We start from the raw sequence: 26,876 nt of genomic DNA on the forward strand, positions 1-26,876 counted from the left end.
GCAAGCTACCGAAAAGGGGTAAGCGGACAAGTGCGGAAACGGCTTAGCGTGGCGGACGGATCAGCCTCGCCGAGCCGCCTATGCCGCGTTATTTCATCGATCTGCACGACGGAACCGACATCGTCCGCGACAGAGACGGCTACGACCTGCCGAGCCTTGAGGCCGCCCGGTCTCAGGCTGTGAAGATCATGACACGTATCGCGCAGGGATTCTCCGACGCGCCCGGCCGGCAGGACTACATGGCGGCTGTCCGCGACGAGATGGGGGTGGTGCGGATGCGCCTGCGCGTATCGCTCGACGCGGACCCCGTCGGCTGACGCCGCGGCAGCCACTGCGGGCGTACGCGGTCAGAAGCGCCCCGACGCAATACCGGTAATTCGGACCGGGCCGAGGGAGAGGCGACTGCAGGGCCGCTGCATGGGCGGCGGGTGCCCCGACGCCAGAGGACTATCTTTATCGCGCTCGAAGGCGCAGAGTGAGACCATCATCGGATCGACTGATCCAGGCGCCGGTGACGGAGGGCCTGCGCCCCCGCCTGCAATGGACAGGCGTGCTTGGCAAACATCCCGTCAGTTTCAGGACGGTTCCGCTCTCATCAGGTGCGCCAAGCCTATCGGCTGCATCGGCCTGCATCCGAGCGTGGGGTGCTGACGCTCCGTTCCTATACCGGGTACGGCGCGCATGACGGCCCAACGGAGATTCGACCGCTTGCCATCCGGCCGTCCGACAGATCCCGGAGCCGGTCCTATCCTGCCTCCGAACGTGACGCGGAGCGCGATCATGGCAACCGAATCGAGCCGCGGGCCCAGCGAGTCAAAGAAAGCGGAAGAGCCGCCGGTGACCGTCAACAGGGCGGCTCCGTCGATTGTGGGCCTCGCCGAGCCCCGCGGTCGTGGCTGACACGATGGCGGAAATCGGGAGATGACAATCGTGGTCGAGCCGTACTCAGCACCGCCTTGCCCGGTGATGCAAAGATTGATCAGGATGGTTGCACGTTCATCGCAGCTGCCTGGTCTTCAGGAGCGTGGGTGGCTGATCGATCAGCTCACGGACCTCGAAGCCGAAGGTATCGCCGCAGATGCGCATCGGCGCACCCTGGACGCGATCCGGGCGACGCGGCTGAAGCTCCGCATCGAGAGCCTTTTACCGATGGCTTCGGCCTAGAACAGGCACTGATCTATCCGCAGACGGTCGCATGCGCGGCCATTCAGGACTGCTCTTCAAGCGCCCGTCGAACCGGGGAGGGCGGATACCGAGCCGGATACCCGGATCCGCTAGACGGCGCGACAGCACCGAGCATCGCTCAACGGCCCTTAAGTCAGGAGGACAGAATGCACGTCATGCGCTGGTTGACCAGCAAAATCATCGGTCTTTTCCTTGGCGAAACTCAAAGTCGCAGGGCGAATACGATGTCCAAAGAGCGCGAAGCCGGCACCTTCGAAGGCGGGTATTCCACGAAATCCCGACAGTTCGAAAGCGATTACAATGCAGCAACGCGAATGCTCAAGCTGCGGATCGATGAGCGCTTTCCGGACAGCTACTATGCCAGGCTGAGTTCCGACAGAAACAGCTCTTACGATTATGGTCAGGATCGCGCGCTGGCGATCGACACCATATCGACGGCCATCGCCATGGCCCTGCGCGGCGGTGCTTCCGTGGAACAAGCCGCGGCCGCTGGGGCGGCGAGTGTGAGGATCTGAAGGCAGCGTGCAGCTTCGTTCGGGTAACCGGGGACCCGGATTGGGAATTCATGGCGCGGTCGGTATGGAAACCGCCGCCTAGCTTCGCGCCGCTGATTTGCACCGCCAAAATCTTCTGCGCCGCGTGTCAAACATCCTGCATTTTGACTTAGTGCTTGTGATTATCTCTCCGATGCCGTACAGATGATAAATCGACTTTTGGCCAGATATTCGGCCGCATCGCCTCAACAGGGCGAGCGCTCTGCATCTCTCCCATTTTCGAAAATTCGCGACCGAGCGCGTGCATGGCGTGCGCTCGACCTATTTAACTACCTATAACGATATGGAATATCTATGAGCATCGGCACCGTTAAGTGGTTCAACGACACCAAGGGCTTCGGCTTCATCCAGCCGGATGACGGCGGCAAGGACGTGTTCGTGCACATCTCCGCCGTCGAGCGTGCCGGCATGCAGGGTCTGACCGAAGGCCAGAAGGTCTCCTACGAAATGGAAACCGATCGCCGCAGCGGCAAGCAGTCCGCCGGCAGCCTTCAGGCCGTCTGAGCCACACTCCGTCTTCCAAGACGCGTCTCGAAGCCGTTCCCCCGGGGGCGGCTTCATCTGTATTTCGCAGCCAAAGCTTAGCTCTGGCGCGCACAAGGAATATTCGTGGGACCATACAAAGCAAGTCAGCTTGTTGACCATCTGGCGGCGATCGCCAAGTCGCGACAGGACACCCTGGCCCGGTTCCGGGCCCGCCCGTCAGCCGACGATCCGGCCCTTCGCGCCCGGCAGGCAGCCCGCCAGGCTGTGGTCGCGGCGCGGACCGCACGCAACACCGAGCGTGTGGTCGCCCGCCTCGCCGACGAAGCCGCACGCGAGGCTGAGAGTCTCGCTGCCAGCGCGCAGGCCGAAGCCGACCGGATTCGGTTGGTCGCCGAGGCAGCGGCTTTGCAGACGGCCCGCGCCGCTGAGCAGAAGGCCGCCCGCGACGCGCGCTTCGCCGCTCGCAAGGCCAGAGCCCGCCGGTAAGCCGGTCGCTCCCCGCTCAGCGCTTCTTTGGAGGACGAAACATGTCTCACAAGTTCAAGATCGGCCAGCACGTGCGACAGCTGGGGACCAGCTATACGGGCAACAAGGGTATCGTCGACGGCCTGTTCGAAGTGGTCCGCCTGACACCGGATGACCGCTCCGGCGAACCCACCTACCGGATCCGGTCCGACGGCGGTGAGCGCGCGGCACGGGAAGGCGAACTCGTTCCGGCCTCTTGATCCATCCGGCCCGACCGGGCTTCCGCACGGCCGTTGCGTCCGGCAACGCTGCGGGGGGCGATCGGGCCAGAGAAGAACGCCCTGAGGGAACGCTGCTGAAGCCGCCGCGGCTGTGGCCGCGATCGACGCGGCGAGCCGAGCGCCACTCTCAGGACCGACAGGGACGATGATCCGTCCCGGCCTCGCCTGCCGCGGCGCAAGCCGAGGGAGATTGGCGGCCACACGGTGCGATCATCGGAGCGCCGCGCGATCTGCTGCGAGCAGAGCTACGGCGTCCGATCTCGTTTCTTCCAAAGATCGGCAAAGCTGCGACGATTGTTTCGAGCAGGGCATCTCGGATGCTCTGCCATGCCCGTACCGATCATCCGTCGCGACGGCACGAGCGATGGAGTTTGCGATGCACAGGCGCGCATCCTCTCGCTCGGCCTTCGGCTGCCCGTCGGCTCACGGCGAGTGTTCCCGCGCGGGAACCGGGTCCCGGAGCCAAACCATCATCGATCGCTGCTGCGAACCCGACATGTTCAGACAAGAGGATGTTTCATGCCCCCGGCCGGCGCCCATTCCCCCGAGGCGGCCATGATCGAGCCCAATCAGACCGCCTATATCCTCAAGGTGACGCGCCCCGACGAGGCGGAACTATCCGGTTCCTTGGTGATGTTCTACGCCGTGATCACGACCTCCGAAGACGAGGCGCTTGCGGTCGTGCGCCAGGCCGTGAAAGCGGATGCGGTGGTCGAGCCAACGGGCGTCCGCCTCGCTCAACAGACGGCCAGCGCCCTCAACCTGGAGGCGGGTCTCGCAAGAGCACTCTGACGCGTCTTCCAGGGCTGCCCCGGTCGTCGAGCGGGATCTCGTGTCGCCAGCCCGGCGGTGCGGCGACAGGCAGTGAACGGGGAACCTCCGCCAAGGAAATCGACCGCTTGGTAGAAACCGAGCGCGTGCTTGCGGTCACCGACCGTCTCTGGCGTGCCGAGATGCATCGGATCTTCGGTCCCGACGCGGTGCTGCTCCACGGCTTCGGGGAGGACCGTCAGGGCGCGCCTGGAACACGCCTGCGGTCGACCTTCGAAGACAGACGCAGCGCGATCGCGGCTTGGCGGCGGGTGAGGAGTCCGGCGCCTTCGCGCACCTTTACGGGCAGGCCGGTCGTCCCGGGAGCCTAACGCCCCTCATCGCAGAGCGGCGATGACCGTCCGCGCGAAAATCGGACACGGGGCCCTTTTGATGCGCGTTCCGGATGTGCAACGCAGCCGCCGCGGATCTCCGAACTGGCGAAACCCGCGCTCAGCCGCCCTCCGATAGTCGTCCCACCGTCGACACCCTGCGTTGGGAGTGGCGTTTTGGCTTCGGACGGCGCATAGCTTCGGCATCCCTCCGCGCAATCCCGTGCCCTGGGCGACGAAGCGGAGGCCGAGATGGCACGCGAATTTACGACCGGCAAAGCGCAGGCTGTTACGCCCGAGGACTTCAACGAGCGCGTCAAGCGTCTTTTCGCCGACAAGCCCGACCCGCGAAAGGCCGAGCCGAAGGGCAAAAACTACAAGTCGAACAATCCGTTCACAAAGAGCTGAGACCGAGCGCCCCGGGATAATTGCAGACGGGCCGCTATGAACTTGCGGCGCGTCGGGGATCCTGATCTGGGCATGACGCCGACGAAATCGGTGATTGTCCTGCTGCTGGACTGGTGCAGGCAAGTCTAATCGAAGCGAGCTCGGTTCTCCAGCTCGACCGGGCCAGGCTCGCCGAGCGTCTACGACGCCGCGTTGCGTCGTAGACGGGCCCGATATCATCGAAGACGTCCACCTGCGCCTCGTCCCGCATGCAATGGGTCCGCGCCGGGTCGCCCGCTCGGCGCGGACACGTTCAGCGCCGCGCCCCTCCAGGCGACCGACCGACGGCCCCGACGCGCATTCCGAGGGCTTTTCATCCGGGCTCATCGAACCGCTGAGGCCTCGCAGCTTCAGCCTCCTCGGGTCAGGCCGGACGGACAATCTCTTGAAGCTACGCATTTAGCCAAGAGCGTCCTCGAACGTGCTCGACGCCGCCGCAAGGTCGGTGAGCAGGCGCGGAATGGTCGTGGTCGCGTCCGCCGCGTAGACGGCGAAGAATTCTACCAGCGGCCCCTCCGGGCAGGTCTCCAAAACCCGCAGGGCACCGGATGCGATCTCCGCCCGGTAGCATTGGATCGGGAGAAGGCTGACGCCCACGCCGGCCTGCGTCAGGGAGGCGACGGCGCCCATGCTGTTGCAGAGATCGACGACGCGCGGCGCGTCGCCCCGTTCGTTGAGCCAATGCTCCACGGTTCGATGATGGAAGCTGTTCTTGCCGAGCGACAGGATGCGGATCGCCCGGAAGTCCGCAGGCTCGATTCTGCGGTTCGGAAGATCGAGGCCGCAGCCCGCCATCCAAGCGAAGCGCACCTGTCCGAGGGAGCGCGTGGCGAGGTGCGGGTCGAAGCGCGTGCCCGGCATCAGCGCCATGTCGATCTCGCCATTCGCCATCAGGGTCTGGAGGTCGGCCGTCAGGGCGACCTGCAATTCCAGGGTCAGGCGCGGATAGGATCGATGGATGAGGTCCACGAAATGCGGGAGCCACGTCACCGCGACCAGTTCGGCGACGCCGAGCCGGACGAGGCCGGACAGGGCGTCGCCGCTGCCGACCCGCGTCCGAATTTCAGCGCAGGCTGCGATGGCGCGCTCGGCATAGACCTGCAGTTCCCGGCCTTTGGCGGTCAGCCGGACCCGCCGCTGCGAGCGGTCGAAGAGGGAGACGCCAAGATCCAGCTCCAGGTCCTGGATCCGGGCCGAGATCGTCGACGGCGTCGCGTTCAGACGGTCCGCGGCGGCCGTAAAGCTTCCGCACCGCGCGATCTCGAGGAAGGTCTCGAGCTGTTTGATGTTCACGACCGAGCAGCCTTGATGACCGTGTAGTCTCTTCGGGATCTACGGGGAGAGAGCCCGCCAATCTGGAGGCGCGCGGGACGGGCCGGATCAGGCCTAGCAACCTGATCCCAGTCCTGCAAAACATCGATCGGGCGTCAACGATGACACGACGGTTCGACATTTTCGAACGTTTGCCTGCGGAATAATTCGCTTTTTTCGTGTGCTGCCAGCGCTATCGTGTCGTTCGTCGAGATGATCGCCGGTCAGAGCAACCGCTCCACCGCTTGCCCGGCCTGTCGCGTGGATTGCGGGACCGGCCGAATGCTGCGCGCGCCGTGACCGCAGGAAGGATGTGTTGTGATGATCCCGTCCCAGAGCATATCGGGAGATCAGTTCAAGTCGGTGATGCGGCGGTTCGCGGCCTCCGTGAACGTCATCACCTCCGCCGACGGGGCTGTGATGAACGGCATGACCGCTACCGCCGTCTGCAGCGTCTCGGCCGATCCGCCGAGCCTGCTCGTCATCGTCAACAAGTCCAATCGCTCGCATCCGGTGATCAGTCGATCCGGCACCTTCGCCGTCAACGTGCTGTCGAGCGATCAGGAGGAGCTGGCGGGGCACTTCGCCGCCAAGAAGCCGGATCCGTTCGCCGACATCGACCATCGGATCGGCCAGACCGGCTGTCCCCTGATCCGCGACGCCGACGCGACGCTCGAATGCGCCGTCGTGCAGGAGACGGATTTCGGCACGCATACGATCTTCATCGGGCGCATCGTGACCTGTGCGGTCGCGAGCAAGTCTCCGCTCCTCTACCACGAGGGTCGCTTCTGCCGTCTGGAGGACATGGCCCTGCACTACGCCTGACGGCGACCCGATCCTCTCCCGACGCAGCCGGCCCGTGACGCCAACGGGAACCGGCCGGAGAGCAGTGTGGCCCCAAAAGGATCTGCACCAAGAAAAAGAGAGCGCAATCGCTCAAGACGCCAACACGAGGGTGGAAACGATGGCCTCTGCAGAAGACAGCCGGCCCGGATTGGATCCGGGTCAGGCGAAGCACGCGCGTCGCGCCGTGATCGCCGCCACGATCGGCACCATGATCGAGTGGTACGACTTCTACCTCTACGGTCTCGTCGCCGCGCTCGTCTTCGGGAAGCTCTACTTCCCGTCGCATGACCCGTTCGCCGCGACGCTCCTCTCCTTCTCGACCTTCTTTCTCGGCTTCGTGGCCCGTCCCTTCGGGGCGGCGATCTTCGGACATTTCGGCGACCGGATCGGCCGCAAGGCCACGCTCGTGGTCACGCTGATGCTGATGGGGGTGAGCACCGTCCTCATCGGCCTGATCCCGACCTACGACTCGATCGGCATCTGGGGCGCCGTCGCCCTGACCACCCTGCGGATCCTGCAGGGCGTCGGGGTCGGCGGTGAGTGGGGCGGGGCCATCGCGGTCGCGACCGAGTGGGGGCAGTTCAACAAGCGGCGCGGCCTGGCCGGGAGCTGGCCGCAATTCGGCTCGCCGCTGGGCATGCTGCTGGCCGTCCTCGTCCTCACCGTCGTCACCCATGCCGGCTCGCCCGAGTGGTTCGAGACGATCGGCTGGCGCATCCCCTTCCTGCTGAGCGCCGTCCTGATCGCCGTCGGCCTCTACATCCGCCTGGGCGTGCTGGAGACCCCGGTCTTCGAGGAGATGAAGGCCAAGAAGCAGGTCGCCAAGGCACCGGTCCTCGACGCCGTGCGGCTGTACTGGAAGGACATCCTGCTCACCTGTCTGATCCGCACCGGACAGCAGGCGCCGTTCGTCCTCTTCACCACCTACCTGCTCTCCTACGGCACCGGCGTGCTGAAGCTCGAACGGTCGTTCCTGTTCAACTGCGTGCTGGCGGCCGCCGCAACCTCGCTGATCACGACGCCGCTGTTCGGCTACCTGTCCGACCGCATCGGCCGGAAGCGGATGTACCTGATCGGCGCCTTCACGATGCTGGTCTTCGCCTTCCCCTATTACTGGTTGATCAACAGTGCGATCCCGGCCGTGATCGCCCTGACGGTGGTCGCCTCTCTCGTCGTCCACGACATGCAGTACGGGCCGCAGGCCGCCTTCATCGCCGAGAGCTTCCCGCCGAACGTGCGCTACAGCGGCGCCTCGATCGGCTACCAGCTCGCCTCCCTCACCTCGGGCGGCCCGGCGCCGATCATCGCGACGTGGCTGATGCACACCTACGGCACCTCCACGGCGATCAGCTGCTACCTCGCGATCATCGCGGCGATCAGCCTGATCTCGGCGGCGCTCCTCAAGGACCGCTCGCAGGAGGACTACATCTCGGTCGCGCCGCGCGCGCCCGATCCGGACGCTGGCCAACCCCTCGTCGCGTCCAGCGCCAAGCCCACGCTCTCCTGACCACCGCCTGACCCGTGAAGGTGACGAGCATGCTCACCCAGAACCCCCTCACGCCGCACGCCCACGACGCGCCGGTCTCGCCCCTGGAGCGCCTCGCGCCGAACAAGCTCATCCTCGGGCTGTTCCTGCCGATGCAGGAGGGCGCCTGGAGCCCGTCGCGGGCCCCGCGCTCGACTTCCTGGACCTTCGACTACCTCGCCCAGTGTACGCGGCAGGCCGAGGATCTCGGCTTCGACCTCGCCTTCGGCCTCGCCCAATGGATGGGCAAGGGCGGCTACGGCGGCGAGATGCATTTCCGCGAGCACGAGCTTGATCCGATCATCGTCAACACCGCTCTGGCGGCGATGACGAAGCGGATCGTCCTCATCAACACGGTGCACATCCTCTACGCGTGGCACCCCCTGCATCTCGCCAAGTTCGGGGCCGCCCTCGATCACATCAGCGGCGGCCGCTGGGGCGTGAACGTCGTCACGGGCTACAAGCCGAGCGAGTACCAGATGTTCGGCCTCGACATGATCGAGCACGACCTGCGCTACGACATGGCCGATGAGTTCACGACGCTCCTGGAGCGCCTCTGGGCCGAAGACGAGAACCTGACCTTCGCGGGGCGCTGGTGGAAGACCGAGAACGCCTTCCTGGCGCCGCGTCCGGGGGCCCGCCGGCCCTTCCTGGTCAACGCGGCCTCGTCCGGCGCCGGGCTGGCCTACGCGGCCAAGCACTCGGACCTGATCTTCATCACGAGCCCCGGCGGCGCCGAGCCCGCCAAGGCCTACGAGACCCTGCCGCCGGTCAACGCCCGGATCAAGGACCTCGCCGCCTCCTTGGGTCGGCAGGTCAAGACGATCATCAACCCGCACGTGATCTGCCGCCCCACCGAGAAGGAGGCGCAGGAGGCCTACCGCCGCATCCTGGAGCATGAGGATCCCGTCGCGGCCGACAACTTCGTCCAGACCTTCGTGGGCGGGGACACCAAGTCCTGGCGCGGTCACAGCCGCGCCCAGTGGGTGATCGGCGGAAACGTCCACCTCGTCGGCACGCCCGAGCAGATCGTCGAAGGCTTCGTGAAGCTGCAGGCGGCCGGCTGCGACGGCGTCCAGGTCAACTTCTTCGACTACCTGCCGGACCTCGCCTATTTCGGCGAGGCGGTCATCCCGATGATGAAGCAGGCGGGTCTGCGGACATGAACTGCGGCGGTCGGTGCCGGTGAGCGGCGCCGCTGCGCCTGTCCCGGCCGCGGGGGAGGCAGGAGGCCGGCTGCCGTTCCCGGCCCTTGCCGCCGGCTTCCTCGCGCTCGCCGTCGCGATCGGCATTGGTCGCTTCGTCTACACGCCGATCCTGCCCGCCATGGCGGACGGGCTCGGCCTCACCCGGGCAGAAACGGGCCTGATCGGCTCCGCCAACTTCGCCGGCTACCTCGCCGGCGCCCTGGCCTCGGCGCACCCGCTTCTGCTCCGGGCACGCAGGCTCTGGCTCGCCAGCGCCCTGGGGACCTGCGTCGCCACACTCGTCGCCATGAGCGCGTGTTCGACGCTCGCCGCCTTCGTCGCCCTGCGCTTCGTCGGCGGCGCGGCGAGCGCCCTCGGCTTCGTCCTCGCCACGGCCCTGGTCATGGACCGGCTGACGCGGACCGGGCGCTCCGATCTGGCCGCGCTCCATTACGCCGGTGTCGGGAGCGGGATCGCGCTGTCCGCGGCGGTCGTGTCCATCGCGCAGGAGGCCGGATGTGAGTGGCGTGGTCTCTGGATAATCAGCGGCGTGCTGGCCCTGGGGCTCGCGGGACCGATCCTCTGGCTGCTCCAGGGATCCGCCCCGGCCGCCTCCCGGGCGCAGGCGGGGACCGCGACCTCCGCGTCGATCGCCCGGCTCGTGATCGCCTACGGTCTGTTCGGCTTCGGTTACGTGATCACCGCCACCTTCCTGGTCGCGATCGTCCGGACGTTGCCGCAACTCGCGACGGCCGAGGCCTATGTCTGGCTGTGCGTCGGTCTCGCCGCGGCGCCGTCCGTCGCGATCTGGGGCTGGGTCGAGCGGCGCTTGGGCTTTCGGACCAGCTTCGCCCTCGCGTGCCTCGTCGAGGCGTCGGGTGTGATGGCCAGCGTCCTGGCGGCCCATGTGCCGGCCATCCTCTACGCGGCCGTCGCCCTTGGCGGGACGTTCGTGGCCCTGACGTCGCTCGGCATCGACGGGGCGCGGCGGCTGCATGCCGGAAATCGTCAGCGGATCGTCGCAGTGATGATGGCGGCATTCGGAACCGGGCAGGTCATCGGTCCCATGGCGGCGGGCGTCTTGGCCGATGCGACCGGAAGCTTCACCGTGCCGTCCCTCGCCGCGGCGGCCGTGCTCCTGATCGCCGCGGCCCTGGTCCTGTCGTTGCCGGGCGCCGACGCGGCGGCCTGAAGGCCGACGGTGCCCACCCGGCGGCGGGGGCGGTCTCCCGCGGGGTTCTGAGAGAGCCGTCGCGCGTCCGGGGCGTCGTGATGCCCAGGAGAGGGGATCGTCACCTGCGTGCGCGGGTCAAGGAACGGCCAGCAGGCTACGCAGCGCCTTGCGATCGGTCTTCCCGACGCCGTTGACCGGCAGCACATCGAGTTTGTGGATCTGCGCCGGCACATAGATCCGCGCGAGGGAGCCGCGCACGAAATCCTTGAGGCCCGGCTCGTCGAGGCCCTGGCCCTCCCGCAGCACCACGAAGGCCACCGGCACCTCGCCGAGATCCGCGTCGGGAGCGCCGACCACGCAGCAATCGCGGATGGCGGGATGGGCGGCGAGCTGTCGCTCGATCAGCGCGGGCGAGATGTTCTCGCCGCCGCGAATGATCACGTCCTTGATGCGCCCGGTGATGGACAGGAAGCCGTCGGAATCGAAGCGGCCGAGATCGCCCGTGCGCAGCCAGCCATCCACGATCGGCTGGTCCGTGCTGCCGAGATAGCCGGCCATCAGGGCGGGGCCGGAGATGCGGATCTCCCCCTCCCGACCGGTCTCGACCGGGCGACCCGTAACGGGATCGAACAGGCCGACATTCTGCCCCTCCAGCACGGTTCCGATCGTGCCGATGCGGCGCCGGCCCGGCGGATTCATGGTCGAGGTGCAGGTTGCCTCCGACAGGCCGTAGGAGACGAGGAGCGGCACGCCGAAGGTGTCCTCGATCTGCCGGTGCAGGGTCGGCGTGATCGGCGCCGAGCCGCAGCGCAGGAAGCGCAGGCCCGGGAAGCGCTCGCCCTGGCGCAGCAGGGGCAGCATCCGCGCGTAAATCGTCGGCACTCCGGTCATGTAGGTGATGCCGCCGGTGCGCAGATGGTCGAGGGCGGCCTCGGCCTGGAAGCGCTCCATCAGCACGATCTCGGCCCCGGCCAGGAGCGGCACGATCAGCTGGTTGTTGACGCCGTTCGTGTGGTGGAGCGGCATGACGTGGAGAAGCCGGTCTTCGGGCCCCGTGCCGGTGTGGCGGAGCACGCCTGTGGCGTTGCAGATGAGCCCTTCGTGGCGCAGCAGCACGCCCTTCGGCCGGCCGGTGCTCCCCGAGGTGAAGAGCAGCATGGCCTCGTCCCGCGGGCCGATCTCCGCCGCGAAGGCCGCCCCGCCGCTGAAACCGTCAAGCGCCCGGACGTCCAGGCCGGCCAGGGCGCGCCCGGTCACCTGCGCCGCGTAAGCCTCGGCGACGATGAGGTGCCGCATGCCGACAAGAGCCGCCTGCTCGGCCACAACCTCCGGCGCGAGCCCGGGCTCGAGGAAGCAGACGCAGGCGCCGGCCTGCAGGGCCCCGAAATAGGTCGCGATGGCCGCCGCGCTCTTGGGTGCGATCAGCCCGACCCGGTCGCCTTTCTCGACGCCCCAGTCCCGGACCGCCCCCGCGGCGGCGTCGATGCGTGCCCCGAGATCGGCGTAGGTGATGGGGTCCGGGGCCGCGAGGGCCGTGCGGCCCGCCTCGGCGTGATGCGCGATGGCCGCGCGCAGCCGCGCGCTGAGCGAGTCCGGCATGGCGGCGATCTCCTCTTCCCTTGGTCTGTCCCGCGCTTCAGCGCAGGCGGATGCCCGCATCGACCGCGAAACGGCCCGCCGGGTCGAGGGAAGCCAGCGCCGCCCGCTCCTCCGGGGTCGGCGGCGGCGTCGGCCCGGCATCCTCCGCCGAGAAGGCGAAGCCGGTACGGTCGCGGACCTCGTCGAGGCTCGCCTCCGGATGCCAGGAGGCCAGCGCGAGCCGGCCCTCGCGCTTCGTGAAGACGGCGATCGGCGTGACCACGCCGTGCATGCCGCCGGCCGCGGTGACGAAGTCGAGGGTCTCCACCAGGGTGCGCCGGGAATGCTCCGTGCGCCATGTGACCGCCCGGCGGGCGGTGGGCAGCATCACGGCCCCCCCACCGCCGCCCGGCAACCGCACCCGCGGGGCGTGCCAGTCGCCGATGCAGGAGACGTTCGTGCGGCCAAGGCCATCGACCTGGGCGGCGCCCAGGAAGCACAGGTCCATCAGGCCGCGGGTGCAGAGATCGTAGAAATCCTCGTTGGCGAAGATCGCCCGCGAGCCCTCGGCGAGCACGGGGTCGGAGGAGGAGATCGGCACCTCCGACGGGTTCGGATCGACCCCACCGGCGACGTTGATGTAGGTGAACGCGAACGGATAGGCCTGCTTGGCCAGGAGACAGGCCAGCATCGGCAGGGCCGAGTTCACGCCGCTGAAGGTGATCTCGTTCGGCCGCACGAACCGGGCGAGGTTCGTGACGATGTAGGAGAAGCCCGACCAAGCCCCGGTCACGTTGGACGCCGCCTCAGACATGGGCGGCCTCCCGCACTTCGGGACCGGCGGCGAGGTGGTCGGCGAGCACGCCCGGGGCGTCGGTCATGTAGGCCTCCACGGCCGGGTAATCGATCGCGTAATCCGGCCAGAGCGAACCGGGCCACGCCCCGTTCGGCACGATGCTCACCGCCTCGACGAGGAAGTGGGGCACCAGCGTCAGTTCGGGCTGGTCGCGGAAGGAGGCGTCCGGCGCGATCCGCTCAGCCACCACGAGCACGCGCTTGGCCGAGCGGCTCATGATCCGGTCCCAGTGGGAGGTCCCGAAGACGCGCACGTCTCCCGACTCGCTGACCTCGTTGGCCTGGATCACCGCGAAGTCCGGCTGGATCCGCGGGATGGCGTAGACCGCCTCGCCGCTGCCGTAGGGGTCCTCGATCGTCTTCCAGCCGTTCAGGGCGGCCAAGTCCGAGCCGTGGATGCCGCCGCAGGGCATGAACGGCACGCCGAAGGCCGCCGCCCGCAGGCCCGCGGTCAGGCTGGCGCAGGCATGCTCCTCCAGGCGGACGGCGCCGGATTCGATTGCGCGGCGGTACCAGGGGGCTAGGCCGAAATTGCCCTCCATGGCGACGATGCCGGCCCTGGCCCGGGACAGGGCGCCGGCGCGGCACAGGATGTCGATGTCGTAGCCCGGCGATTGCTTGACGACTTCGAGGTCGCGACGTCCCTGACGGATCAATTCGCGCACGAACGCGAAGGGGCCGCGATGCAGGAAACTGCCGCCCAGCGCGAGGGAGCTTCCGTCCGGCACCCGGGCGGCGAGATCCGCGAGGGGGATGATCTTCTGAGGTCCGGCGCTCACGGGGCGTCCTCCGATCGGAAACGTGTCAGGCCGCGCGGTAGGCGCGGATGCGATCCTTGAGACCCGGGCGCGCGGCCGAGGCGACGAGATCGGCGAGGTCGTCCGCGCGGGTGTCGCGGGCGGCAGCGCGGTTGAGGGCAGCGCCGGCCCAGGGGGACAGCCGCGTCGCCGCCTCCGACGCGGCCGCGACGGTGTCGGACCAGGACTCGGTCGCCGCGATGGCGGTGAGAAAACCGTCGGTCAGGGCCTCCGGGGCATCGAACACCCGGCCCTCCTGCAGGACGAGCCGGGCCTTGGAGCCCCCGACGCGATCAGCGTAGCGCCGCGTGCCGAGAACCAGCCCGAAAGACAGACCCGGCATGCGGAAGGTGGCGGCCGGATCGCCGACCCGCCGGCCGCAGGCGCAGACCACATCGACCCCGGCGCCGAAATTCCGCCCGTGCGCCAGCGCCAGGGTGTCGAAGGGCGCGTGGGCGAGCGCCTGGAGAAGCTGCTCGATCCGCACGAAGCGGAGCAGCAGGTCGCCCTCCGACTGATCCTCGTAGCCGCCGAAATCGAACCCGGCGCTGAAGTTCCGGCCCGCTCCCTTGAGCACGAGGAGCCGGGTCCCGTCGCCGGCCGCCTCTCCCACGGCGTCAAGGAGCGCATCGACCAGGGCGGCCGACAGGGCGTTCATCTTGTCGGGGCGGTTGAGTGTCAGGGTCAGCGTCTCGCCGCTGCGCGCCTTCAGGAGTTCGTCCATAACGCTGCCCTCAAGCCGTGCGGGCGCGGGCCGGAGCGCCGTCGCCGAACAGCTCGGCGTTGTGCTGGCCGAGCGCCGGCGGCTCCCGGTAGATCGGGAAGCCCTCGCCGGAGAATTTCAGCGGCGACACGAAGGTGCGCGTCTCGGACCCGGACGGCAGGGTGAGTGGCTGGACCCAGCCCATGTGCTCGACCTGCGGATCGGCGAGCGCGTCGGCGTAGCCGTTGATCGGCGCGCAGGGCACGCCCGCGGCGCGGAACCGGGCGAGCAGGTCGGCGCAGGTGCGGTCGGCGAAGTCGCACTCCAGGATCCCGAGGAGGTCCTTCTGGTTCTGCGCCCGCAGGGCGGTGGTGGCGAAGCGCGGGTCCTCGGCGAGATCGCTCCGCCCGATCGCCGCGCAGGCGGCGCGGTAGAGGGCGTTGTTGCCCGCCGCCATGGCGAAGTAGCCGTCTTTGGCGCGGAAGGCCTGATAGGGCGCGTTGCGCGGGTGGGCCGAGCCCAGCCGCTTCGGGTCGCGGCCGCTGCCGAAATACTCGCTGGTCTGGAGGGCTGCCATCGCCAGGGAGGCCCCGAACATCGAGGCGTCGATGTGCACGCCGGTGCCGCCCGCCCGCACCTGGAGCAGCGCCGCCGCGATGGCGTAGGCCGCGTAGAGCCCGGTGCCGAAATCCGAGATCGGCACGCCGCACTTCACGGGCGGCGCACCGGGCTCGCCCGTGACGCTCATCACGCCGCTCATCGCCTGGAGCGTCAGGTCGAACCCGGCCTCGGACGAGCGCGGCCCCTCCTGGCCGAAAGCCGAGATCGAGCAGTAGACGAGGCTCGGGCGCCCGGCGCTGACGCTGGTGTAATCGAGGCCGAGCCGCTTCATCACGCCGGGGCGGTTATTCTCCAGCACCACGTCGGCGGAGGAAATGAGCTCAAGGGCCCGCGCCTTGTCGGCCGGATCCTTGAGGTCCAGCGTCACGGAGCGCTTGTTGCGGTTCAGCGAGGCGAAGTTCTCGCTGAAGCCCTCGTTGAGGGGTGGCCAAGCCCGCATCGTGTCGCCGCCGTCCGGGTTCTCGACCTTGACGACGTCGGCCCCCATGTCGGCGAGCAGCATGGCGCAGAATGGCCCGGCCGCAACACTGCAGAACTCGATCACGCGGATACCGGACAGCGGTCGCACGGGCCTACTCCTCGATCAGACAACCGTCGCCGACGCAGGCTCGGGCGCGAGGCCTCGGGCGTGGCGCGGCGCCGGATGGGATGAGACGGTGATGGGGTTGTAGCCGAGGGCACGCGACAGGCTGCGCGCCGCGTCGACAACGACGTCGCTGAAGCGGCGCAGAGCCGTCGGGTTCAGGCGGTCGGCCGGACCGGAGATGCCGATCGCGGCCACGGGACGGCCCATGGCATCGTGAACGATGGCGGCGAGCCCGCAGACGCCTTCGCGCCACTCCCCGCGATTGACCGCAAAGCCCTGGATCCGGACCTGCTCCAGCTCCCGCCGCAGCAGGTCCAGCGTCGGGATCGTGCGCGGCGTGTGAAGCGGGAGCGCCTCCGGCAGATGGGCCAGCGCCTCTTCCTGGTAAGCCAGCAGCGCCTTGCCGGAGGCCACGCAGTAGGCCGGGGCGCGGCCGCCGATCGACGAGTAGGCGCGGACCGGCTGCGGGCTCTCGATCTTGTGCAGGTAGATGACGTCAGCCCTGTCGAGCAGCGACAGGTGGATCGTCTCCTGCGTCTGCTCGGCCAGGACCCGCATGAAGGGCTCCGCGACCTGCCGGACGTCGATCCGCGCCACCACCGGGCTGGCGAGTTCGAACAGCTTCAGGGTGCAGGCGTAGGTGCCGCCCGGGTTGGCGTGCACGTAGCCGGCGGCCACCAGGGTCTGCAGCGTGCGATGCACATTGCTCTTCGTCAGGTTCAGGGCGCGCGCCAGTTCGCTGACGCCACGGGGCGCATCGCTTCCGGCGAGGTGCTCCAGGAGAGTCAAACCTTTGAGGAGTGTGCTGTCCATCGTTCTAATATCCGATACAGCGTTCTGCTAAACGCTATCGCCTCTCATCCGGACCCGTCAAGGGCGTGATCCGGATTGCTGCAGAATGTAAGTGGTTGCGCCGAGGCATTCGGTTCAATGATCGCGCAAGCAACAGATTCGACATTGACGGCGGGCAACGACCTTCATAGCCTAATAAATCATGAGACGGCGTTCTAAATAATAGAACAACCTGCGTCGCTTCTCGAACCAGCGGTAGACTTCTGCGGAAGTGACCGCTCCGCTGACGGGAGAGAAACCATGGACGCCTCGGCACAACGCCCACCTTCCAAGAAGGATGTCTTCCGCGTCGTCAGCGGCAACTTCCTCGAGATGTACGATTTCATGGTCTACGGCTTCTATGCGGCTGCCGTGGCGAAAGCGGTCTTTCCCAACGACAACGAGTACGTCTCGTTGATGCTGTCGCTGGCCACCTTCGGGATCGGTTTCCTGATGCGCCCGCTCGGCGCCATCGTGCTGGGCGCCTATATCGACCGGCACGGCCGACGGGCCGGCTTGGTCATGAGCCTCGCCATCATGTCGATCGGCGTCGCCCTGATCGCCTTCACGCCGACCTACGCCTCGATCGGCATCGCCGCGCCCATTCTCGTTCTGATCGGCCGCCTGCTGCAGGGGTTCTCCGCTGGCGCGGAATCGGGCGGCGTGTCGGTCTACCTGTCCGAGATCGCCACGCCGGGCAACCGTGGCTTCTACGTGAGCTGGCAATCGGCCAGCCAGCAGGTCGCCGTTGTCTTCGCCGCCATCATCGGCGTGTCCCTGCGCGGTTTCCTCTCCGAGGAGCAGATGCTCGCCTGGGGCTGGCGCATCCCGTTCCTGATCGGCTGCCTGATCATTCCGGTCCTGTTCTGGATCCGGCGCTCGATGCAGGAGAGCGCCGATTTCGCGCACCGGGCCAAGCATCGCCGCGCGACACTCGGCGAGATCTACCGGTCACTCCTCCAGAACTGGGCCATCGTTCTCAGGGCCGTGCTGCTCGTCACGCTGACGAGCGTCTTCTTCTACATGATCACGGCGTATACACCGACCTATGCGCGTCAGGTGCTCGGCTTGAGCGCCCATGACAGCTTCGTCGTCACCGTCTGCGTCGGCATCGCGAATTTCATCTGGGTTCCCGTCATGGGGGCGGTGTCGGACCGCGTGGGACGCCTGCCGGTGCTGCTGACCTTCTCGGTGCTGATCGGCCTCACGGCCTACCCGGTTATGGCGTGGCTCGTGTCGGACCCGTCCTTCGGCCGGCTCCTGGCCGCCCTGATGTGGATGTCGTTCCTCTACGGTGGCTATCAGGGCGTAATGGTCGTCACGTTGACCGAGATCATGCCGGCCGAGGTGCGCGCCACCGGCTTCTCGCTGGCCTACAGTCTTGCGCAGGCGATCTTCGGCGGATTCACACCGGCGGTCTGCACCTATCTGATCCACGAAACGGGGAACCGTGCCATGCCGGGCCTCTGGCTCGCCTGCGCGGCGCTGTTCTCGATCGTGGGCACGCTGACGCTCTATCGCAACGCCGACATCGCGCGACGCGGGACGGCGGCCGTCACGCCGGCCTGAGCGCGGATCGGAACGGTGCGCCCCCGGGAGGGCTGCGAACCGTGATGGGCAGGCGAAGTCGTCTGATGACGTCGGCCCTCGGCGCGGGCGGCCGGGTCGTCGCGCCGCTTCGCAGCGGGGCGGCCGACTCCGCGTCGCCGACCTTCGGCACCGGGCAGCGTCCGCGGGTGGCGTATCCGGGCAAGCGCCCGCTCCGGCAGATGCCCCTGCGCCTGCCGCAACGGGTGACGCCGTTTGCCGGATCCGACGCGCGCGCGACGGGCTGCGCCGGGTGGATCGGCATGCCGCTCAAGCAGGTGGTCGACCAGGCGATGATCGAGGGGCGGCAGGCCAAGGCCAGCGCCGCATGTCTCGGCGCAACCATTAGAGAGCCGGACAGGAAGGTGATGCCATGACCGCCAGGATGGCCAATCGCGTCGCACCAGACAGTGTGCCCGCGGTCCGAGCCGGCAGATCCCTTCGGGCCGGTGCAGCGGGCCGGCTGATGCCGGGGCTTTTCCTGTGCCTCATCCTGACCGTCATGGCGCAGGCGCTGCAGGCCGGCGAGGAGCACCTGACCGGCCACCCCTATGTCGAGGCCCTGGTGCTCGCCATCCTGCTCGGGACGGCCCTGCGCACCGCCTGGGTGCCGGGAGCGCGCTTCAAGGCCGGAATCGCCTTCTCGGCCAAGCAGGTGCTGGAGGTGGCCGTCGTCCTGCTCGGAGCCTCGGTGAGTCTCGGGGCCATCGTTGCGTCGGGCCCGGCGCTTTTGGCCGGCATCGTCGGCGCAGTGGCGCTCACCATCCTGGCGAGTTGCGCCATCTGCCGCGCTCTGGGCCTGCCGGTGCGCATGGCGCTGCTGATCGCCTGCGGCAATGCCATCTGCGGGAACTCGGCCATCGCCGCGGTGGCGCCCGTCATCGGTGCCGACAGCCGCGACGTGGCAGCCGCCATCGCGTTCACGGCAGTGCTGGGCGTCCTGATGGTGCTCGGCTTGCCGCTGTTCGTACCGCTCGCCGGATTCGGTGAACATCAGTACGGCGTGCTGGCGGGGCTTACGGTCTACGCAGTCCCACAGGTGCTGGCCGCGACCGTGCCGGTGGGCGCGCTCGCGACGCAGGTGGGTACGCTGGTCAAGCTGGTGCGGGTGCTGATGCTCGGACCCGTCGTGGTGGTCCTGTCGCTGATCGCGCCGCGCATGCCCGCGGAGGGGGCAAAGGCCGGTGCTCCGGGCCGGCTCGGCTTCTTCAAGCTGGTGCCCTGGTTCATCCTGGGCTTCCTGGCGCTCGCCACGCTGCGCGCGCTCGGCTTCATCCCGGAGGACTGGCTGCAGCCGCTCTCACGGATCGCCGGCTTCCTCACGATCGTCTCGATGGCCGCCTTGGGCCTGGGCGTCGATGTGCGCATCCTGGCCCAGGTCGGCGGCCGGGTGACGCTCGGGGTTACCGCCTCGCTCCTCGTGCTCCTGGCCATCGCCGTCCTGCTCATCCGCGGCCTCGGGGTCGGCTGAGCCGGCCGGCAACCGAAGGCGATGAATTTCACGCGCGATTTTTGCGACGGATCTGCTCGCAACACAGTCCTCGCCACGACTTTGTAAGATCTGCGTCCAGAGCGCCGACATCTTCGGCTGCGCGGCCGATATCGGCGTGTAGCGGCCGGCCGGATCTGGCCGAGTGCCACCGATCCGCGTCAGATGAGGCCCCCCGGACAGGCGGATACGGGGCATGTGAGCCGCCGCGTTCATGCAGCCCGCGGCTGCTTCGCACCTGGGCAAGCGATGCAAGTCCATACGCGCAGTGTGACTGCGGAATTCCAGGCTCTTAAGTCGTGCCCGGATTCGGCGCACGGAATTCCAGCGGAAAGTTGTTCAGGATCCGCCAAAGCTCGTAGCCGATCGACACCGTTTCCATCTGGATAAAGCCGCGCACTTTCGCACCCAGCGGAATGAACTCAGCGTCGGGCCATGCGGGCTTGCCGGGATCCTGCTCGACCAGCACGCGGAACCGGCCAGTTTGTTGCGCAGAGGGATCGACCGCACGCACGCGCCCGTCAAACATGCCATGAGCCACGGAGGGCCAGCCGCTGAACTGAATGGCTGGCCAGCCTTCGAAGGCCAGGCGCACGGGCTGGCCGGGCCTGATCAAGGCGACATCGCGCCCGTCGACCATCAGCTCCACCACACGGGCCGGTGCGTGCGGCGCCAGAGTGGCCAGGGTGTCCCCTGCGTTCACCAAGGTGCCGCCGGTGGCCGCGTTGATGTGGAGGATCCGGCCGTCCCGCGGCGCGCGAACCAGCTGCGCCGATTGGCGGTTTACGGTCACTTCGAGCCGGCTCAGTTTGGCCTTGGCCTCGGCCAGGCGCGCGCGCCGCTCAGCGACCAGGATCTGTGCCGCCTCGAAGTTGCGCCGCGTCACGAAGCCCTTCTCGGCGGCCTCACGGGTCTGGCTGACCTGACTTTCCGCAACCTTCAGCGCCTGCTCGGCTGCCGCGATCTCGGCCTCGATCTGCTCGCGCTCGGCGGCGAGCCGCTGCAGCAGGAACGGATCGTTGTCGACGAGGCGCGCGATCGGATCTCCGGCGCGGACCCGCTGGCCATCCTCCACGTACCAGTGCTCGACTCGGCCCTGGACCAGGGCGGTGATTGCCTGCACGCGGTCGGCTGGATTCGGGGCCATGACGCGGCCCGTGCCGGCCGAGGTCTGTACCCAGGGGACGTACAGGAGGATCAGGACCGCAAGAAGGGTCCCGATCCCGAGCATCCAGCCGACCGCGACAGCTGCGCGAGGCGCCTGGATCGATGTCAGAGTCGGGAAGTGATGCAGGTGTTCAGGCCGCGACAGCATGAGACCTCTCCCGTAGCGTCACTTGATCGGTGCGGCCGTCGTGATCGACGGTGCGCTTCTGCTCAGGCAGGCCGAGCCGGAGGTGGCGATCGTGGATCGGCTGGGCCGGGCGCTGCGTGACATGCAGCACCGTCGTGCCCGCCTCCCGGAACCGCGCGAACGCCGCTGCGATCCGATCCGGGGGCAGCAGATCGTAGAGCGTCGACAAGACGACCAGCTTCGGCGGATGCGAAAGGGCGGCGGCGAGCTTGAGAGCCATGGACTCGACCGTCGTGAGCGGCCCGCCGGACGACGAGAGCAGCGTATCGAGCCCCTGGGGCAGGTGCAGGACGCGCTCGGACAATCCGACGCGCTCAAGGCTATCGTGGATCGTCGCGGCGTTCCGGCCTGGGTCCATCGACAGGTAGGCGCGGATCGTCATCTCGGGGAGCGTCGGTCGATCCAGGACGAGGAGCCCGGAACGTAGGCTGTCCGGGTCGAACGCAGCGATATCGGCACCGCCGATCATCACCGATCCCCGCCGCGGACGGAGCTCCTGCCTGAGCAGCGCCGCGATCGTCCGCTCGACAGTCTCGTCGGCCGTCACGGACAGGATTTCACCGCTCTGGATCGCAACGTCGAACCGGTAGCCTTCGGCCTCGACCTCACGCAGGCGCAGGGATCCATCGACCGGGACCGCACTGGATCGTCCCGCCCGGTCCTCCTGCTCGATCCCGTCAAACTGCGCCAGTTCGTGGAGTGACGCGACCAGCCCGTAGAAGGTTTCCACGTGGGAGCCCAGTTGCGAGAGACCATAGAACGCCCCGGACAGGACGAGTTCCGCGGCCACGAGCTGTCCGAGCGACAGCTGGCCCTGCAGGATCAGCCATCCGCCCAACGCAAGCAGTCCGGCGCTGGCGACAGCGTAGATCAGGAGAAATCCGATGGTCTGCGCGAAGGTGTGGCGGAAATGGCGGCGATGCGCCCGCACATAGGCCGCGGTCATCGTCTCGGAACGCCCCATGGCAAAGTCGAGGCGACGGTCGTCCTTGTAGAAGCCGTTCGAGCGGCCGACGCTCTCGAGCCAGGACGCCGTCTCGTGCTTCGCGTGGCTCAGGGCCGCGGCCGACCGGAGCGCCGGTCCCACCCAGAGGAGCCAGATCCCGAGCAGCAGAGAGGCGACCACGAGATTGAAGGCGAGAAAGAAGGGGTGATAGAAGCTCGTCAGAACAAGGCCAATCCCGGATTGCAGAAGGATTGCAAATCCACCGATCAGGAGATGCGGGACCGCCTTCTGAACCGTCACGAGATCGAAGAAGCGATTGAACAGAGCGCTGCGCCGAGCATCGTCGAACTGCGGATCCCTGGCGTAAACGGCGCGCACGGTGATATCCGCGACGATCCTGGCGAAGACGCGCCGTTCGAATAGGGCCATCACGTAGATGCGGGCCGCACTCAGGGCGGCGACGACCAGCAGCAATCCGAGCAAGAGACCCGACAGGACGAACAAGGGCGCCGGCAGCCCCGTGTTCGCCACGGAATTGATCAGGAGCTGGACGGAAACGGGTGCCGCGAGACCCAGGAGCGCGATGGCACCTCCGTAGACGATCGCCAGCCAGACAAAACGCGCCTCCGGGTTCAAGAGGCGCGCGATGAGCCTGCAGGCTTCCACGACAGTCAAAGGGGTGTGTCTGATCGCATCCATCGATCGATGACTTTCCAGAACAGGTTCGATTTGTGCGTTCTGCATCACGATTTCGATCGGATGCAGTGCGTTGCTCGCCAGTCATTGGTCAATTGCTGTCTCCCGGCGTCCGGATCACGCCGCGGATCGGCACCCGCGAGGCACCTTTCCGGGTCGGGGCGCGATCGCGCTGCGGTCTCGCAGAGGACGCGGCGGACGATTTGCGGGAGGACTCCCGGAGGAGACCGCCGGGACACGCCCTGTGAGGCGAGAATCGGGAGAGCGGTCCGCCATGACACGATGGCGTGGCGGACCGATACGTTGCCGGCCCTCACGTGAGACACGGCCGGCTGTCGGGCCGAGGACGCTGGCCCCGTTCAGCAGCGGTAGCCGCCCGCCGTCTGTCCGTATTGCTGCACCGGAAAGTGCTGCTGATCAGCATTGCCTTCCTGCGCCGAGCTTCTCCGGCAGCCACCAGTGGAAAACCGCGGGGCGTCCGACATGTCGATCGCGCCGGTCGACAGTCCGTCCCAGGTCGTCTGGGGCAGGGGCCGCATTTGAGATCCGACGCGGTAGTCGGCGACGGCCGCAGAGATCGGCGCGATCGCACAGAGGGCCGTCACGAGCGCCACACGGGCTGTCTTCAGCGAAGTCTTCATGGTTCGTCTCCACTCAAGATCACGGTCATATCGACCTGTTCGCGGCTGAGGCGCACCGGCCCGCCAATGCGTGACCGACATTCTCGCCTCATCCACGCAAATGATCTGGAAACGACCGGGCCGCAGAACAACGCTACGGAGCCAATGATGATCATTGTGAAAATAAATGGACACAGGATTGGGCATGGCAGGGATAATTTTTAATCCTGCGACACCTCGTGCAAGCTTATGGTCATGTGCGTTTCATCACGCAGCGGCGTCGATTTTGACATTGAGGCGACAGGAATGCGGCCCGGGTGCTTGCAGGGCGCCCGGAGAGATTTGATGTCGGGACGATGCCGGGTCCGCCCCTTCCGTTCGACCTCGATTTGTTGCGCACCTTCGTCGCGATCGTCGACAACGGCAGTTTCACGCGTGCCGCTCAACGCCTGAGCCTGACGCAATCGACCGTGTCGCTGCAGATCAAGCGCCTGGAAGATGGGCTCGCACGCCGCTTGTTCGACCGGGACGGCCGGGACTTGCAGCTGACGCCCGAGGGCGAGATCCTGCTCACCTATGCGCGGCAGATCTTGCAGCTGGGAGCCGAGGCGCTCTCGCGCCTGCGCGAGACGGATGTATCGGGCGTCGTCAGGCTTGGAACGCCCGAGGATTTTGCGACGACGCACCTGTCGGAGGTTCTGGCGTGTTTCGCGAGGACCCATCCGCAGGTCGCGCTTCAGGTGCAGTGCGACTTCACCGTCAACCTCCTCGCTGATTTCGCGAAGGGTCGCTACGACCTGATCTTGTTCAAGCGCGAACCGCAGGGGCCGAGCGGCGGGACCAAGGTCTGGCGGGAGGTGCTCGACTGGGTCGCGTCGCCGCGCCTCGTCACGGAAACCGAGGGCCCGATCCCCCTCATCCTCGCACCGGCGCCCGATGTCTATCGCAAGCGTGCGCTGTCAGCCCTCGACGCGGCCGGACGCGACTGGCGCATCGTCTACACCAGCCCAAGTTTGGCCGGGCTTCAGGCCGCCGTCCAAGCCGGGCTCGGCGTAACGGTTCTGCCGACGGAAATGATACCGGCGGACATGGTCTCGGTGTCTGCTCGGCTTCAGCTTCCGAAACTGCCCGATACGGAGATCGTCCTTTACCGGGCTCCCGGACATGTCACGCCGGCTGCCGAGCTGCTGTCGTCGACGATCATCGCCGCCCTGGAGCAGCGCGTCGTGGTGTCCAAGGCCGCCGCCGTGTGACGGCCTCGGAACCGGACCCTGACGCCCGCAAGAGCGTCAGTCGGCTCCCTCATCGGGGATGTTCAGGAGGTTGCCGCAGGCCTTGCAGTGCACCGCGTCCGGCTCGTGGCGTTGCAGCCCGCAGGCGTCGCAGGGGAAGCGCACCTTGTACGGCCGGAACACCACCTGCGCGAGGCGGAAGAACAGCGTCACGCCGCAAATCATCACGAAGACCGAGAGCAGCCGGCCCGTCGGTCCCGGCAGTGTGATGTCGCCGTAGCCCGTGGTCGTCAGCGACGTGACCGTGAAGTACAGAGCGTCGATGGGCGTCTGGATGGCCGGATTGGTGTTGTGCTGCGTGGCGTAGACGATGCCCGTCATCGTGAACACGAACACCACCAAGTTGGTCGCGGCCAGGATCGCATCTTCGTTCCGGCGGAACAGTTCGCTGTCCTGCCGCAGCCGCTCCAGCAGATGATAGGTGCGCAGCAGACGGAGCGTGCGCAGGATCCGCAGGAAGCCGACGCCCTCGACGAGCACCGGGGCCAGGAACGAGGCGACGGCCACGAGGTCCGTCCAGGTGCTGAGATGCCGGAATTCGCGGAGCGGGGTGCGGCTGATGCCGAGGCGGGCGGCGAAGTCGAGCAGGACGAACACGCCCAGCGCCACATCGCAGGCGATGATCCAGGGTATCAGCGGCAGGAACGAGGTGACGATGACGAAGGCGATCGTCGCCACGTCGAACACGAGCAGGACGTAGCGGAAGCGGTGCGCGCGCCGCGTGTCCCCCTCGTACAGTTCACGCAGCGTCGCGGTCAGTGTCGTCATCGGTCGTCGGGCTTCGGGGCCAGAGCTCAAGAATCCTGCATCCCCGCGTACCCGACCGCGGCTCCCTCTGCACCGCCGCCCAGCCAGGAGAGCAGCAGCAGGATCATCGCCCCGAGGAGCATGACCCCAGTGAGCGCCAGCACGAAATCGGACAGCCGGCCCTCGATGGTGCCGGGACGACGCTTTGGAAGGTGACGGCGCATGGTGCTCCACCAGGTTTCGCGGGAGATCGACGGATCGAGGCTGTCGCGCCCCGTCGCCGCGCGGCGGCGGCTTCGGCTCAGCGGTGAGACGGACGGGCCGGGGCAAACCGCAGAACCAGAGCCCCGGCGGCCATGCAGGCGAGCGACCCGAGCAGCACGCCGATCTTGGTCTCGGCTTCCAGATCCGGCTGCGTCGCAAAGGCCAGCAGGCCGATAAACAGGCTCATCGTGAAGCCGACCCCGCAGAGCACGGCGACGCCATAGACCTGAGCCCAGCTCGCACCGCGCGGGCGCTGCGCCCAGCCGAGCTTTACGGTCGCGAGCACGAAGCCGAAGACGCCGACTTGCTTGCCGAAGAACAGGCCCAGCGCCACGCCCAGCGTCACCGGGTCGAGCAGCATCGCCGGCCTGACCCCGGCGAAGGACACGCCGGCGTTGGCGAAGCCGAACACCGGCAGGATCAGGAATGCCGACCACGGGCTGACGGCATGTTCGAGGATGTGCAGCGGCGAGGTCGGGTCGTCCGGCCTGCCGACGCTCAGCCGGAGCGGCACCGTGAGGGCCAGCAGGACGCCCGCGACGGTCGCATGCACGCCCGACAGGAGCGTGAACACCCACAGCACCGCGCCGAGGGCAAGGTAGGGCCACAGGCGGCTGACGCCGGCCTTGTTCAGCCCGTACAGCGCGGCGAGCGTCGCGGCCGCACCGCCGAGCATCGGCAATGTCAGGTCGGCGGTGTAGAACACGGCGATGACGATCACCGCGCCGAGGTCGTCGAGGATGGCGAGCGCGGTGAGGAACACCTTGAGCGAAACCGGCACGCGCGAGCCCAGCAGCGCCAGCACGCCGAGGGCGAAAGCGATGTCGGTGGCCGCCGGGATCGCCCAACCGCGCAGGGTCTCGGGCGTGCGCCAATTGACGGCGGCGTAGACGAGCGCCGGGAGGATCATGCCGCCGAGTGCGGCCACACCCGGCAGGATGCGGTCCGGCCACGTACGCAGCCGCCCGTCCAGCAGCTCGCGTTTGATCTCCAGGCCGACGAGCAGGAAGAACACGGCCATCAGGCCGTCGTTGATCCAGTGCAGGACCGAGAGTGGGCCGAGATGGGTCTTGAGCCCCGCGAAATAGACGTCGGCCAGCGGCGAGTTGGCGACGACCAAGGCCAGCGCAGCGCTCGCCATGAGCACGAGGCCGCCACCCGCTCCGCTCGTGAGCAGGCCGCGCAGGGACGACCGGGGACGATAGGTGAGTGTCGGCACGCGCACAGGCCTTCCGCCGCTGGCGGCCCGACCAACGCTGAAGCCTGCCGATCCGACCTTCGGATCATGCACCCGGGTCGGGATATCT

At 67.7% G+C, this 26,876-nt stretch carries 29 protein-coding genes; 16 read left to right on the top strand and 13 right to left on the bottom strand.

Translation table 11 applies throughout. From position 1 onward, the window contains the following. The first annotated feature begins 80 nt into the window (after nt 1-80). The 8 genes from GGQ91_RS18420 to GGQ91_RS18455 all read left to right on the top strand — a co-directional run bounded on the left by GGQ91_RS18420 (nt 81) and on the right by GGQ91_RS18455 (nt 4,521). The gene (locus GGQ91_RS18420) at nt 81-317 is read left to right on the top strand and encodes a DUF6894 family protein (protein ID WP_043346619.1); all 237 of its coding nucleotides are present in this window, start codon (nt 81-83) and stop codon (nt 315-317) included. 604 nt (nt 318-921) lie between these two features. Then, a complete protein-coding gene (locus GGQ91_RS18425; RefSeq protein ID WP_236952835.1) occupies nt 922-1,164 on the top strand; it encodes a hypothetical protein in 243 nt (80 codons plus the stop codon). 167 nt (nt 1,165-1,331) lie between these two features. Beyond that, entirely contained in the window at nt 1,332-1,700 is a 369-nt protein-coding gene (locus GGQ91_RS18430; RefSeq protein WP_043346618.1) for a hypothetical protein, read from the top strand. 333 nt (nt 1,701-2,033) lie between these two features. Further along, nucleotides 2,034-2,243 carry a cold-shock protein gene (locus GGQ91_RS18435; RefSeq protein ID WP_043346616.1) on the top strand — a complete coding sequence of 70 codons (210 nt, stop codon included), beginning with the start codon at nt 2,034-2,036 and terminating at the stop codon, nt 2,241-2,243. A 105-nt stretch (nt 2,244-2,348) separates the two neighbouring features. Next, entirely contained in the window at nt 2,349-2,711 is a 363-nt protein-coding gene (locus GGQ91_RS18440; protein WP_043755289.1) for a DUF6481 family protein, read from the top strand. A gap of 41 nt (nt 2,712-2,752) precedes the next feature. Continuing rightward, nucleotides 2,753-2,950 carry a hypothetical protein gene (locus tag GGQ91_RS18445; RefSeq protein ID WP_043346614.1) on the top strand — a complete coding sequence of 66 codons (198 nt, stop codon included), beginning with the start codon at nt 2,753-2,755 and terminating at the stop codon, nt 2,948-2,950. 576 nt (nt 2,951-3,526) lie between these two features. Continuing rightward, complete coding sequence (locus GGQ91_RS18450) at nt 3,527-3,763, top strand: hypothetical protein (RefSeq protein WP_051044647.1); 237 nt, start codon at nt 3,527-3,529, stop codon at nt 3,761-3,763. 602 nt (nt 3,764-4,365) lie between these two features. Further along, on the top strand, nt 4,366-4,521 hold the full coding sequence (locus GGQ91_RS18455) for a hypothetical protein (protein WP_164706323.1): 156 nt from the start codon (nt 4,366-4,368) through the stop codon (nt 4,519-4,521). Between the two features lie 438 nt (nt 4,522-4,959). Here GGQ91_RS18455 and GGQ91_RS18460 read toward each other — a convergent pair whose 3' ends face one another. Beyond that, nucleotides 4,960-5,853 carry a LysR substrate-binding domain-containing protein gene (locus GGQ91_RS18460; protein WP_182592565.1) on the bottom strand — a complete coding sequence of 298 codons (894 nt, stop codon included), beginning with the start codon at nt 5,851-5,853 and terminating at the stop codon, nt 4,960-4,962. A gap of 339 nt (nt 5,854-6,192) precedes the next feature. On the opposite strand from GGQ91_RS18460, the gene GGQ91_RS18465 reads away from it, so the two are divergent. The 4 genes from GGQ91_RS18465 (at nt 6,193) to GGQ91_RS18480 (ending at nt 10,621) form a co-directional block, all read left to right on the top strand. Further along, entirely contained in the window at nt 6,193-6,696 is a 504-nt protein-coding gene (locus GGQ91_RS18465) for a flavin reductase family protein (RefSeq protein ID WP_043346606.1), read from the top strand. Nucleotides 6,697-6,835: 139 nt separating this feature from the next. Continuing rightward, a complete protein-coding gene (locus tag GGQ91_RS18470) occupies nt 6,836-8,224 on the top strand; it encodes an MFS transporter (protein ID WP_081948734.1) in 1,389 nt (462 codons plus the stop codon). 29 nt (nt 8,225-8,253) lie between these two features. After that, nucleotides 8,254-9,408 (top strand): LLM class flavin-dependent oxidoreductase, encoded by a 1,155-nt coding sequence (locus GGQ91_RS18475; protein ID WP_182592566.1) that lies wholly within the window; start codon nt 8,254-8,256, stop codon nt 9,406-9,408. Nucleotides 9,409-9,427: 19 nt separating this feature from the next. Further along, complete coding sequence (locus GGQ91_RS18480) at nt 9,428-10,621, top strand: YbfB/YjiJ family MFS transporter (RefSeq protein WP_210281328.1); 1,194 nt, start codon at nt 9,428-9,430, stop codon at nt 10,619-10,621. 117 nt (nt 10,622-10,738) lie between these two features. Here the strand turns inward: GGQ91_RS18480 and GGQ91_RS18485 are convergent, their stop codons facing one another. Genes GGQ91_RS18485 through GGQ91_RS18510 form a run of 6 tightly spaced genes read right to left on the bottom strand, consistent with a single transcriptional unit; the run spans nt 10,739 to nt 16,556 of the window. Continuing rightward, nucleotides 10,739-12,202, bottom strand: a complete 1,464-nt coding sequence (locus GGQ91_RS18485) for a class I adenylate-forming enzyme family protein (protein ID WP_182592567.1) — start codon at nt 12,200-12,202, stop codon at nt 10,739-10,741. Nucleotides 12,203-12,239: 37 nt separating this feature from the next. After that, nucleotides 12,240-12,995: a CoA-transferase subunit beta gene (locus tag GGQ91_RS18490; protein ID WP_075381649.1), complete on the bottom strand. Its 756-nt coding sequence runs from the start codon at nt 12,993-12,995 to the stop codon at nt 12,240-12,242. Next, nucleotides 12,988-13,815: a CoA-transferase gene (locus GGQ91_RS18495; RefSeq protein ID WP_182592568.1), complete on the bottom strand. Its 828-nt coding sequence runs from the start codon at nt 13,813-13,815 to the stop codon at nt 12,988-12,990. The genes GGQ91_RS18490 and GGQ91_RS18495 overlap by 8 nt, the downstream gene beginning before the upstream one ends. Before the next feature lie 25 nt (nt 13,816-13,840). Then, nucleotides 13,841-14,557 (bottom strand): enoyl-CoA hydratase/isomerase family protein, encoded by a 717-nt coding sequence (locus tag GGQ91_RS18500; protein ID WP_182592569.1) that lies wholly within the window; start codon nt 14,555-14,557, stop codon nt 13,841-13,843. 10 nt (nt 14,558-14,567) lie between these two features. Further along, a complete protein-coding gene (locus GGQ91_RS18505) occupies nt 14,568-15,725 on the bottom strand; it encodes a CoA transferase (RefSeq protein ID WP_182592570.1) in 1,158 nt (385 codons plus the stop codon). A 15-nt stretch (nt 15,726-15,740) separates the two neighbouring features. Next, on the bottom strand, nt 15,741-16,556 hold the full coding sequence (locus GGQ91_RS18510) for an IclR family transcriptional regulator (protein WP_053610395.1): 816 nt from the start codon (nt 16,554-16,556) through the stop codon (nt 15,741-15,743). 279 nt (nt 16,557-16,835) lie between these two features. On the opposite strand from GGQ91_RS18510, the gene tcuC reads away from it, so the two are divergent. From tcuC to GGQ91_RS18525, 3 genes are all read left to right on the top strand, one after another. After that, on the top strand, nt 16,836-18,143 hold the full coding sequence (gene tcuC, locus GGQ91_RS18515; RefSeq protein ID WP_182592571.1) for an MFS transporter: 1,308 nt from the start codon (nt 16,836-16,838) through the stop codon (nt 18,141-18,143). A 65-nt stretch (nt 18,144-18,208) separates the two neighbouring features. Then, nucleotides 18,209-18,538 (top strand): hypothetical protein, encoded by a 330-nt coding sequence (locus GGQ91_RS18520; RefSeq protein WP_182592572.1) that lies wholly within the window; start codon nt 18,209-18,211, stop codon nt 18,536-18,538. 8 nt (nt 18,539-18,546) lie between these two features. After that, nucleotides 18,547-19,632 (top strand): YeiH family protein, encoded by a 1,086-nt coding sequence (locus GGQ91_RS18525; RefSeq protein ID WP_179698963.1) that lies wholly within the window; start codon nt 18,547-18,549, stop codon nt 19,630-19,632. Between the two features lie 310 nt (nt 19,633-19,942). Here GGQ91_RS18525 and GGQ91_RS18530 read toward each other — a convergent pair whose 3' ends face one another. The 3 genes from GGQ91_RS18530 to GGQ91_RS18540 all read right to left on the bottom strand — a co-directional run bounded on the left by GGQ91_RS18530 (nt 19,943) and on the right by GGQ91_RS18540 (nt 23,287). Beyond that, nucleotides 19,943-20,965 (bottom strand): efflux RND transporter periplasmic adaptor subunit, encoded by a 1,023-nt coding sequence (locus GGQ91_RS18530; protein WP_182592573.1) that lies wholly within the window; start codon nt 20,963-20,965, stop codon nt 19,943-19,945. Further along, nucleotides 20,949-22,649 (bottom strand): ATP-binding cassette domain-containing protein, encoded by a 1,701-nt coding sequence (locus GGQ91_RS18535; protein WP_182592574.1) that lies wholly within the window; start codon nt 22,647-22,649, stop codon nt 20,949-20,951. Before GGQ91_RS18535 ends, GGQ91_RS18530 begins: the two co-directional genes overlap by 17 nt. Nucleotides 22,650-23,005: 356 nt before the next feature. Next, nucleotides 23,006-23,287: a hypothetical protein gene (locus GGQ91_RS18540; RefSeq protein WP_043386221.1), complete on the bottom strand. Its 282-nt coding sequence runs from the start codon at nt 23,285-23,287 to the stop codon at nt 23,006-23,008. 335 nt (nt 23,288-23,622) lie between these two features. Here GGQ91_RS18540 and GGQ91_RS18545 point away from each other — a divergent pair, with 335 nt between their 5' ends. Continuing rightward, nucleotides 23,623-24,519 carry a LysR substrate-binding domain-containing protein gene (locus tag GGQ91_RS18545; protein WP_182592575.1) on the top strand — a complete coding sequence of 299 codons (897 nt, stop codon included), beginning with the start codon at nt 23,623-23,625 and terminating at the stop codon, nt 24,517-24,519. Between the two features lie 36 nt (nt 24,520-24,555). Here the strand turns inward: GGQ91_RS18545 and GGQ91_RS18550 are convergent, their stop codons facing one another. The 3 genes from GGQ91_RS18550 to nhaA all read right to left on the bottom strand — a co-directional run bounded on the left by GGQ91_RS18550 (nt 24,556) and on the right by nhaA (nt 26,794). Beyond that, nucleotides 24,556-25,326, bottom strand: a complete 771-nt coding sequence (locus GGQ91_RS18550) for a potassium channel family protein (RefSeq protein ID WP_043351828.1) — start codon at nt 25,324-25,326, stop codon at nt 24,556-24,558. 26 nt (nt 25,327-25,352) lie between these two features. Beyond that, on the bottom strand, nt 25,353-25,529 hold the full coding sequence (locus tag GGQ91_RS18555; RefSeq protein ID WP_164706322.1) for a hypothetical protein: 177 nt from the start codon (nt 25,527-25,529) through the stop codon (nt 25,353-25,355). Between the two features lie 77 nt (nt 25,530-25,606). Then, nucleotides 25,607-26,794 (bottom strand): Na+/H+ antiporter NhaA, encoded by a 1,188-nt coding sequence (nhaA, locus tag GGQ91_RS18560; RefSeq protein ID WP_403091397.1) that lies wholly within the window; start codon nt 26,792-26,794, stop codon nt 25,607-25,609. Nucleotides 26,795-26,876: the final 82 nt, after the last annotated feature.

The sequence above is a fragment of the Methylobacterium fujisawaense genome, from assembly GCF_014138435.1.
In the GTDB taxonomy this organism is placed as follows: Bacteria; Pseudomonadota; Alphaproteobacteria; order Rhizobiales; family Beijerinckiaceae; genus Methylobacterium; species Methylobacterium fujisawaense.

Excerpts from the sequence above, each read along its gene's own strand:
- GGQ91_RS18485 (WP_182592567.1), bottom strand. The coding sequence starts at position 12,202 with ATGCCGGACTCGCTCAGCGCGCGGCTGCGCGCGGCCATCGCGCATCAC.
- GGQ91_RS18435 (WP_043346616.1), top strand. The coding sequence starts at position 2,034 with ATGAGCATCGGCACCGTTAAGTGGTTCAACGACACCAAGGGCTTCGGC.
- tcuC (WP_182592571.1), top strand. The coding sequence starts at position 16,836 with ATGGACGCCTCGGCACAACGCCCACCTTCCAAGAAGGATGTCTTCCGC.
- GGQ91_RS18445 (WP_043346614.1), top strand. The coding sequence starts at position 2,753 with ATGTCTCACAAGTTCAAGATCGGCCAGCACGTGCGACAGCTGGGGACC.
- GGQ91_RS18430 (WP_043346618.1), top strand. The coding sequence starts at position 1,332 with ATGCACGTCATGCGCTGGTTGACCAGCAAAATCATCGGTCTTTTCCTT.
- GGQ91_RS18475 (WP_182592566.1), top strand. The coding sequence starts at position 8,254 with ATGCTCACCCAGAACCCCCTCACGCCGCACGCCCACGACGCGCCGGTC.
- GGQ91_RS18500 (WP_182592569.1), bottom strand. The coding sequence starts at position 14,557 with ATGGACGAACTCCTGAAGGCGCGCAGCGGCGAGACGCTGACCCTGACA.
- GGQ91_RS18540 (WP_043386221.1), bottom strand. The coding sequence starts at position 23,287 with ATGAAGACTTCGCTGAAGACAGCCCGTGTGGCGCTCGTGACGGCCCTC.
- GGQ91_RS18525 (WP_179698963.1), top strand. The coding sequence starts at position 18,547 with ATGGCCAATCGCGTCGCACCAGACAGTGTGCCCGCGGTCCGAGCCGGC.
- GGQ91_RS18510 (WP_053610395.1), bottom strand. The coding sequence starts at position 16,556 with ATGGACAGCACACTCCTCAAAGGTTTGACTCTCCTGGAGCACCTCGCC.
- GGQ91_RS18465 (WP_043346606.1), top strand. The coding sequence starts at position 6,193 with ATGATCCCGTCCCAGAGCATATCGGGAGATCAGTTCAAGTCGGTGATG.
- GGQ91_RS18490 (WP_075381649.1), bottom strand. The coding sequence starts at position 12,995 with ATGTCTGAGGCGGCGTCCAACGTGACCGGGGCTTGGTCGGGCTTCTCC.
- GGQ91_RS18520 (WP_182592572.1), top strand. The coding sequence starts at position 18,209 with ATGACGTCGGCCCTCGGCGCGGGCGGCCGGGTCGTCGCGCCGCTTCGC.
- GGQ91_RS18425 (WP_236952835.1), top strand. The coding sequence starts at position 922 with ATGACAATCGTGGTCGAGCCGTACTCAGCACCGCCTTGCCCGGTGATG.
- GGQ91_RS18550 (WP_043351828.1), bottom strand. The coding sequence starts at position 25,326 with ATGACGACACTGACCGCGACGCTGCGTGAACTGTACGAGGGGGACACG.
- GGQ91_RS18545 (WP_182592575.1), top strand. The coding sequence starts at position 23,623 with ATGCCGGGTCCGCCCCTTCCGTTCGACCTCGATTTGTTGCGCACCTTC.
- GGQ91_RS18450 (WP_051044647.1), top strand. The coding sequence starts at position 3,527 with ATGATCGAGCCCAATCAGACCGCCTATATCCTCAAGGTGACGCGCCCC.
- GGQ91_RS18555 (WP_164706322.1), bottom strand. The coding sequence starts at position 25,529 with ATGCGCCGTCACCTTCCAAAGCGTCGTCCCGGCACCATCGAGGGCCGG.
- GGQ91_RS18470 (WP_081948734.1), top strand. The coding sequence starts at position 6,836 with ATGGCCTCTGCAGAAGACAGCCGGCCCGGATTGGATCCGGGTCAGGCG.
- GGQ91_RS18420 (WP_043346619.1), top strand. The coding sequence starts at position 81 with ATGCCGCGTTATTTCATCGATCTGCACGACGGAACCGACATCGTCCGC.
- GGQ91_RS18455 (WP_164706323.1), top strand. The coding sequence starts at position 4,366 with ATGGCACGCGAATTTACGACCGGCAAAGCGCAGGCTGTTACGCCCGAG.
- GGQ91_RS18530 (WP_182592573.1), bottom strand. The coding sequence starts at position 20,965 with ATGCTGTCGCGGCCTGAACACCTGCATCACTTCCCGACTCTGACATCG.
- GGQ91_RS18535 (WP_182592574.1), bottom strand. The coding sequence starts at position 22,649 with ATGGATGCGATCAGACACACCCCTTTGACTGTCGTGGAAGCCTGCAGG.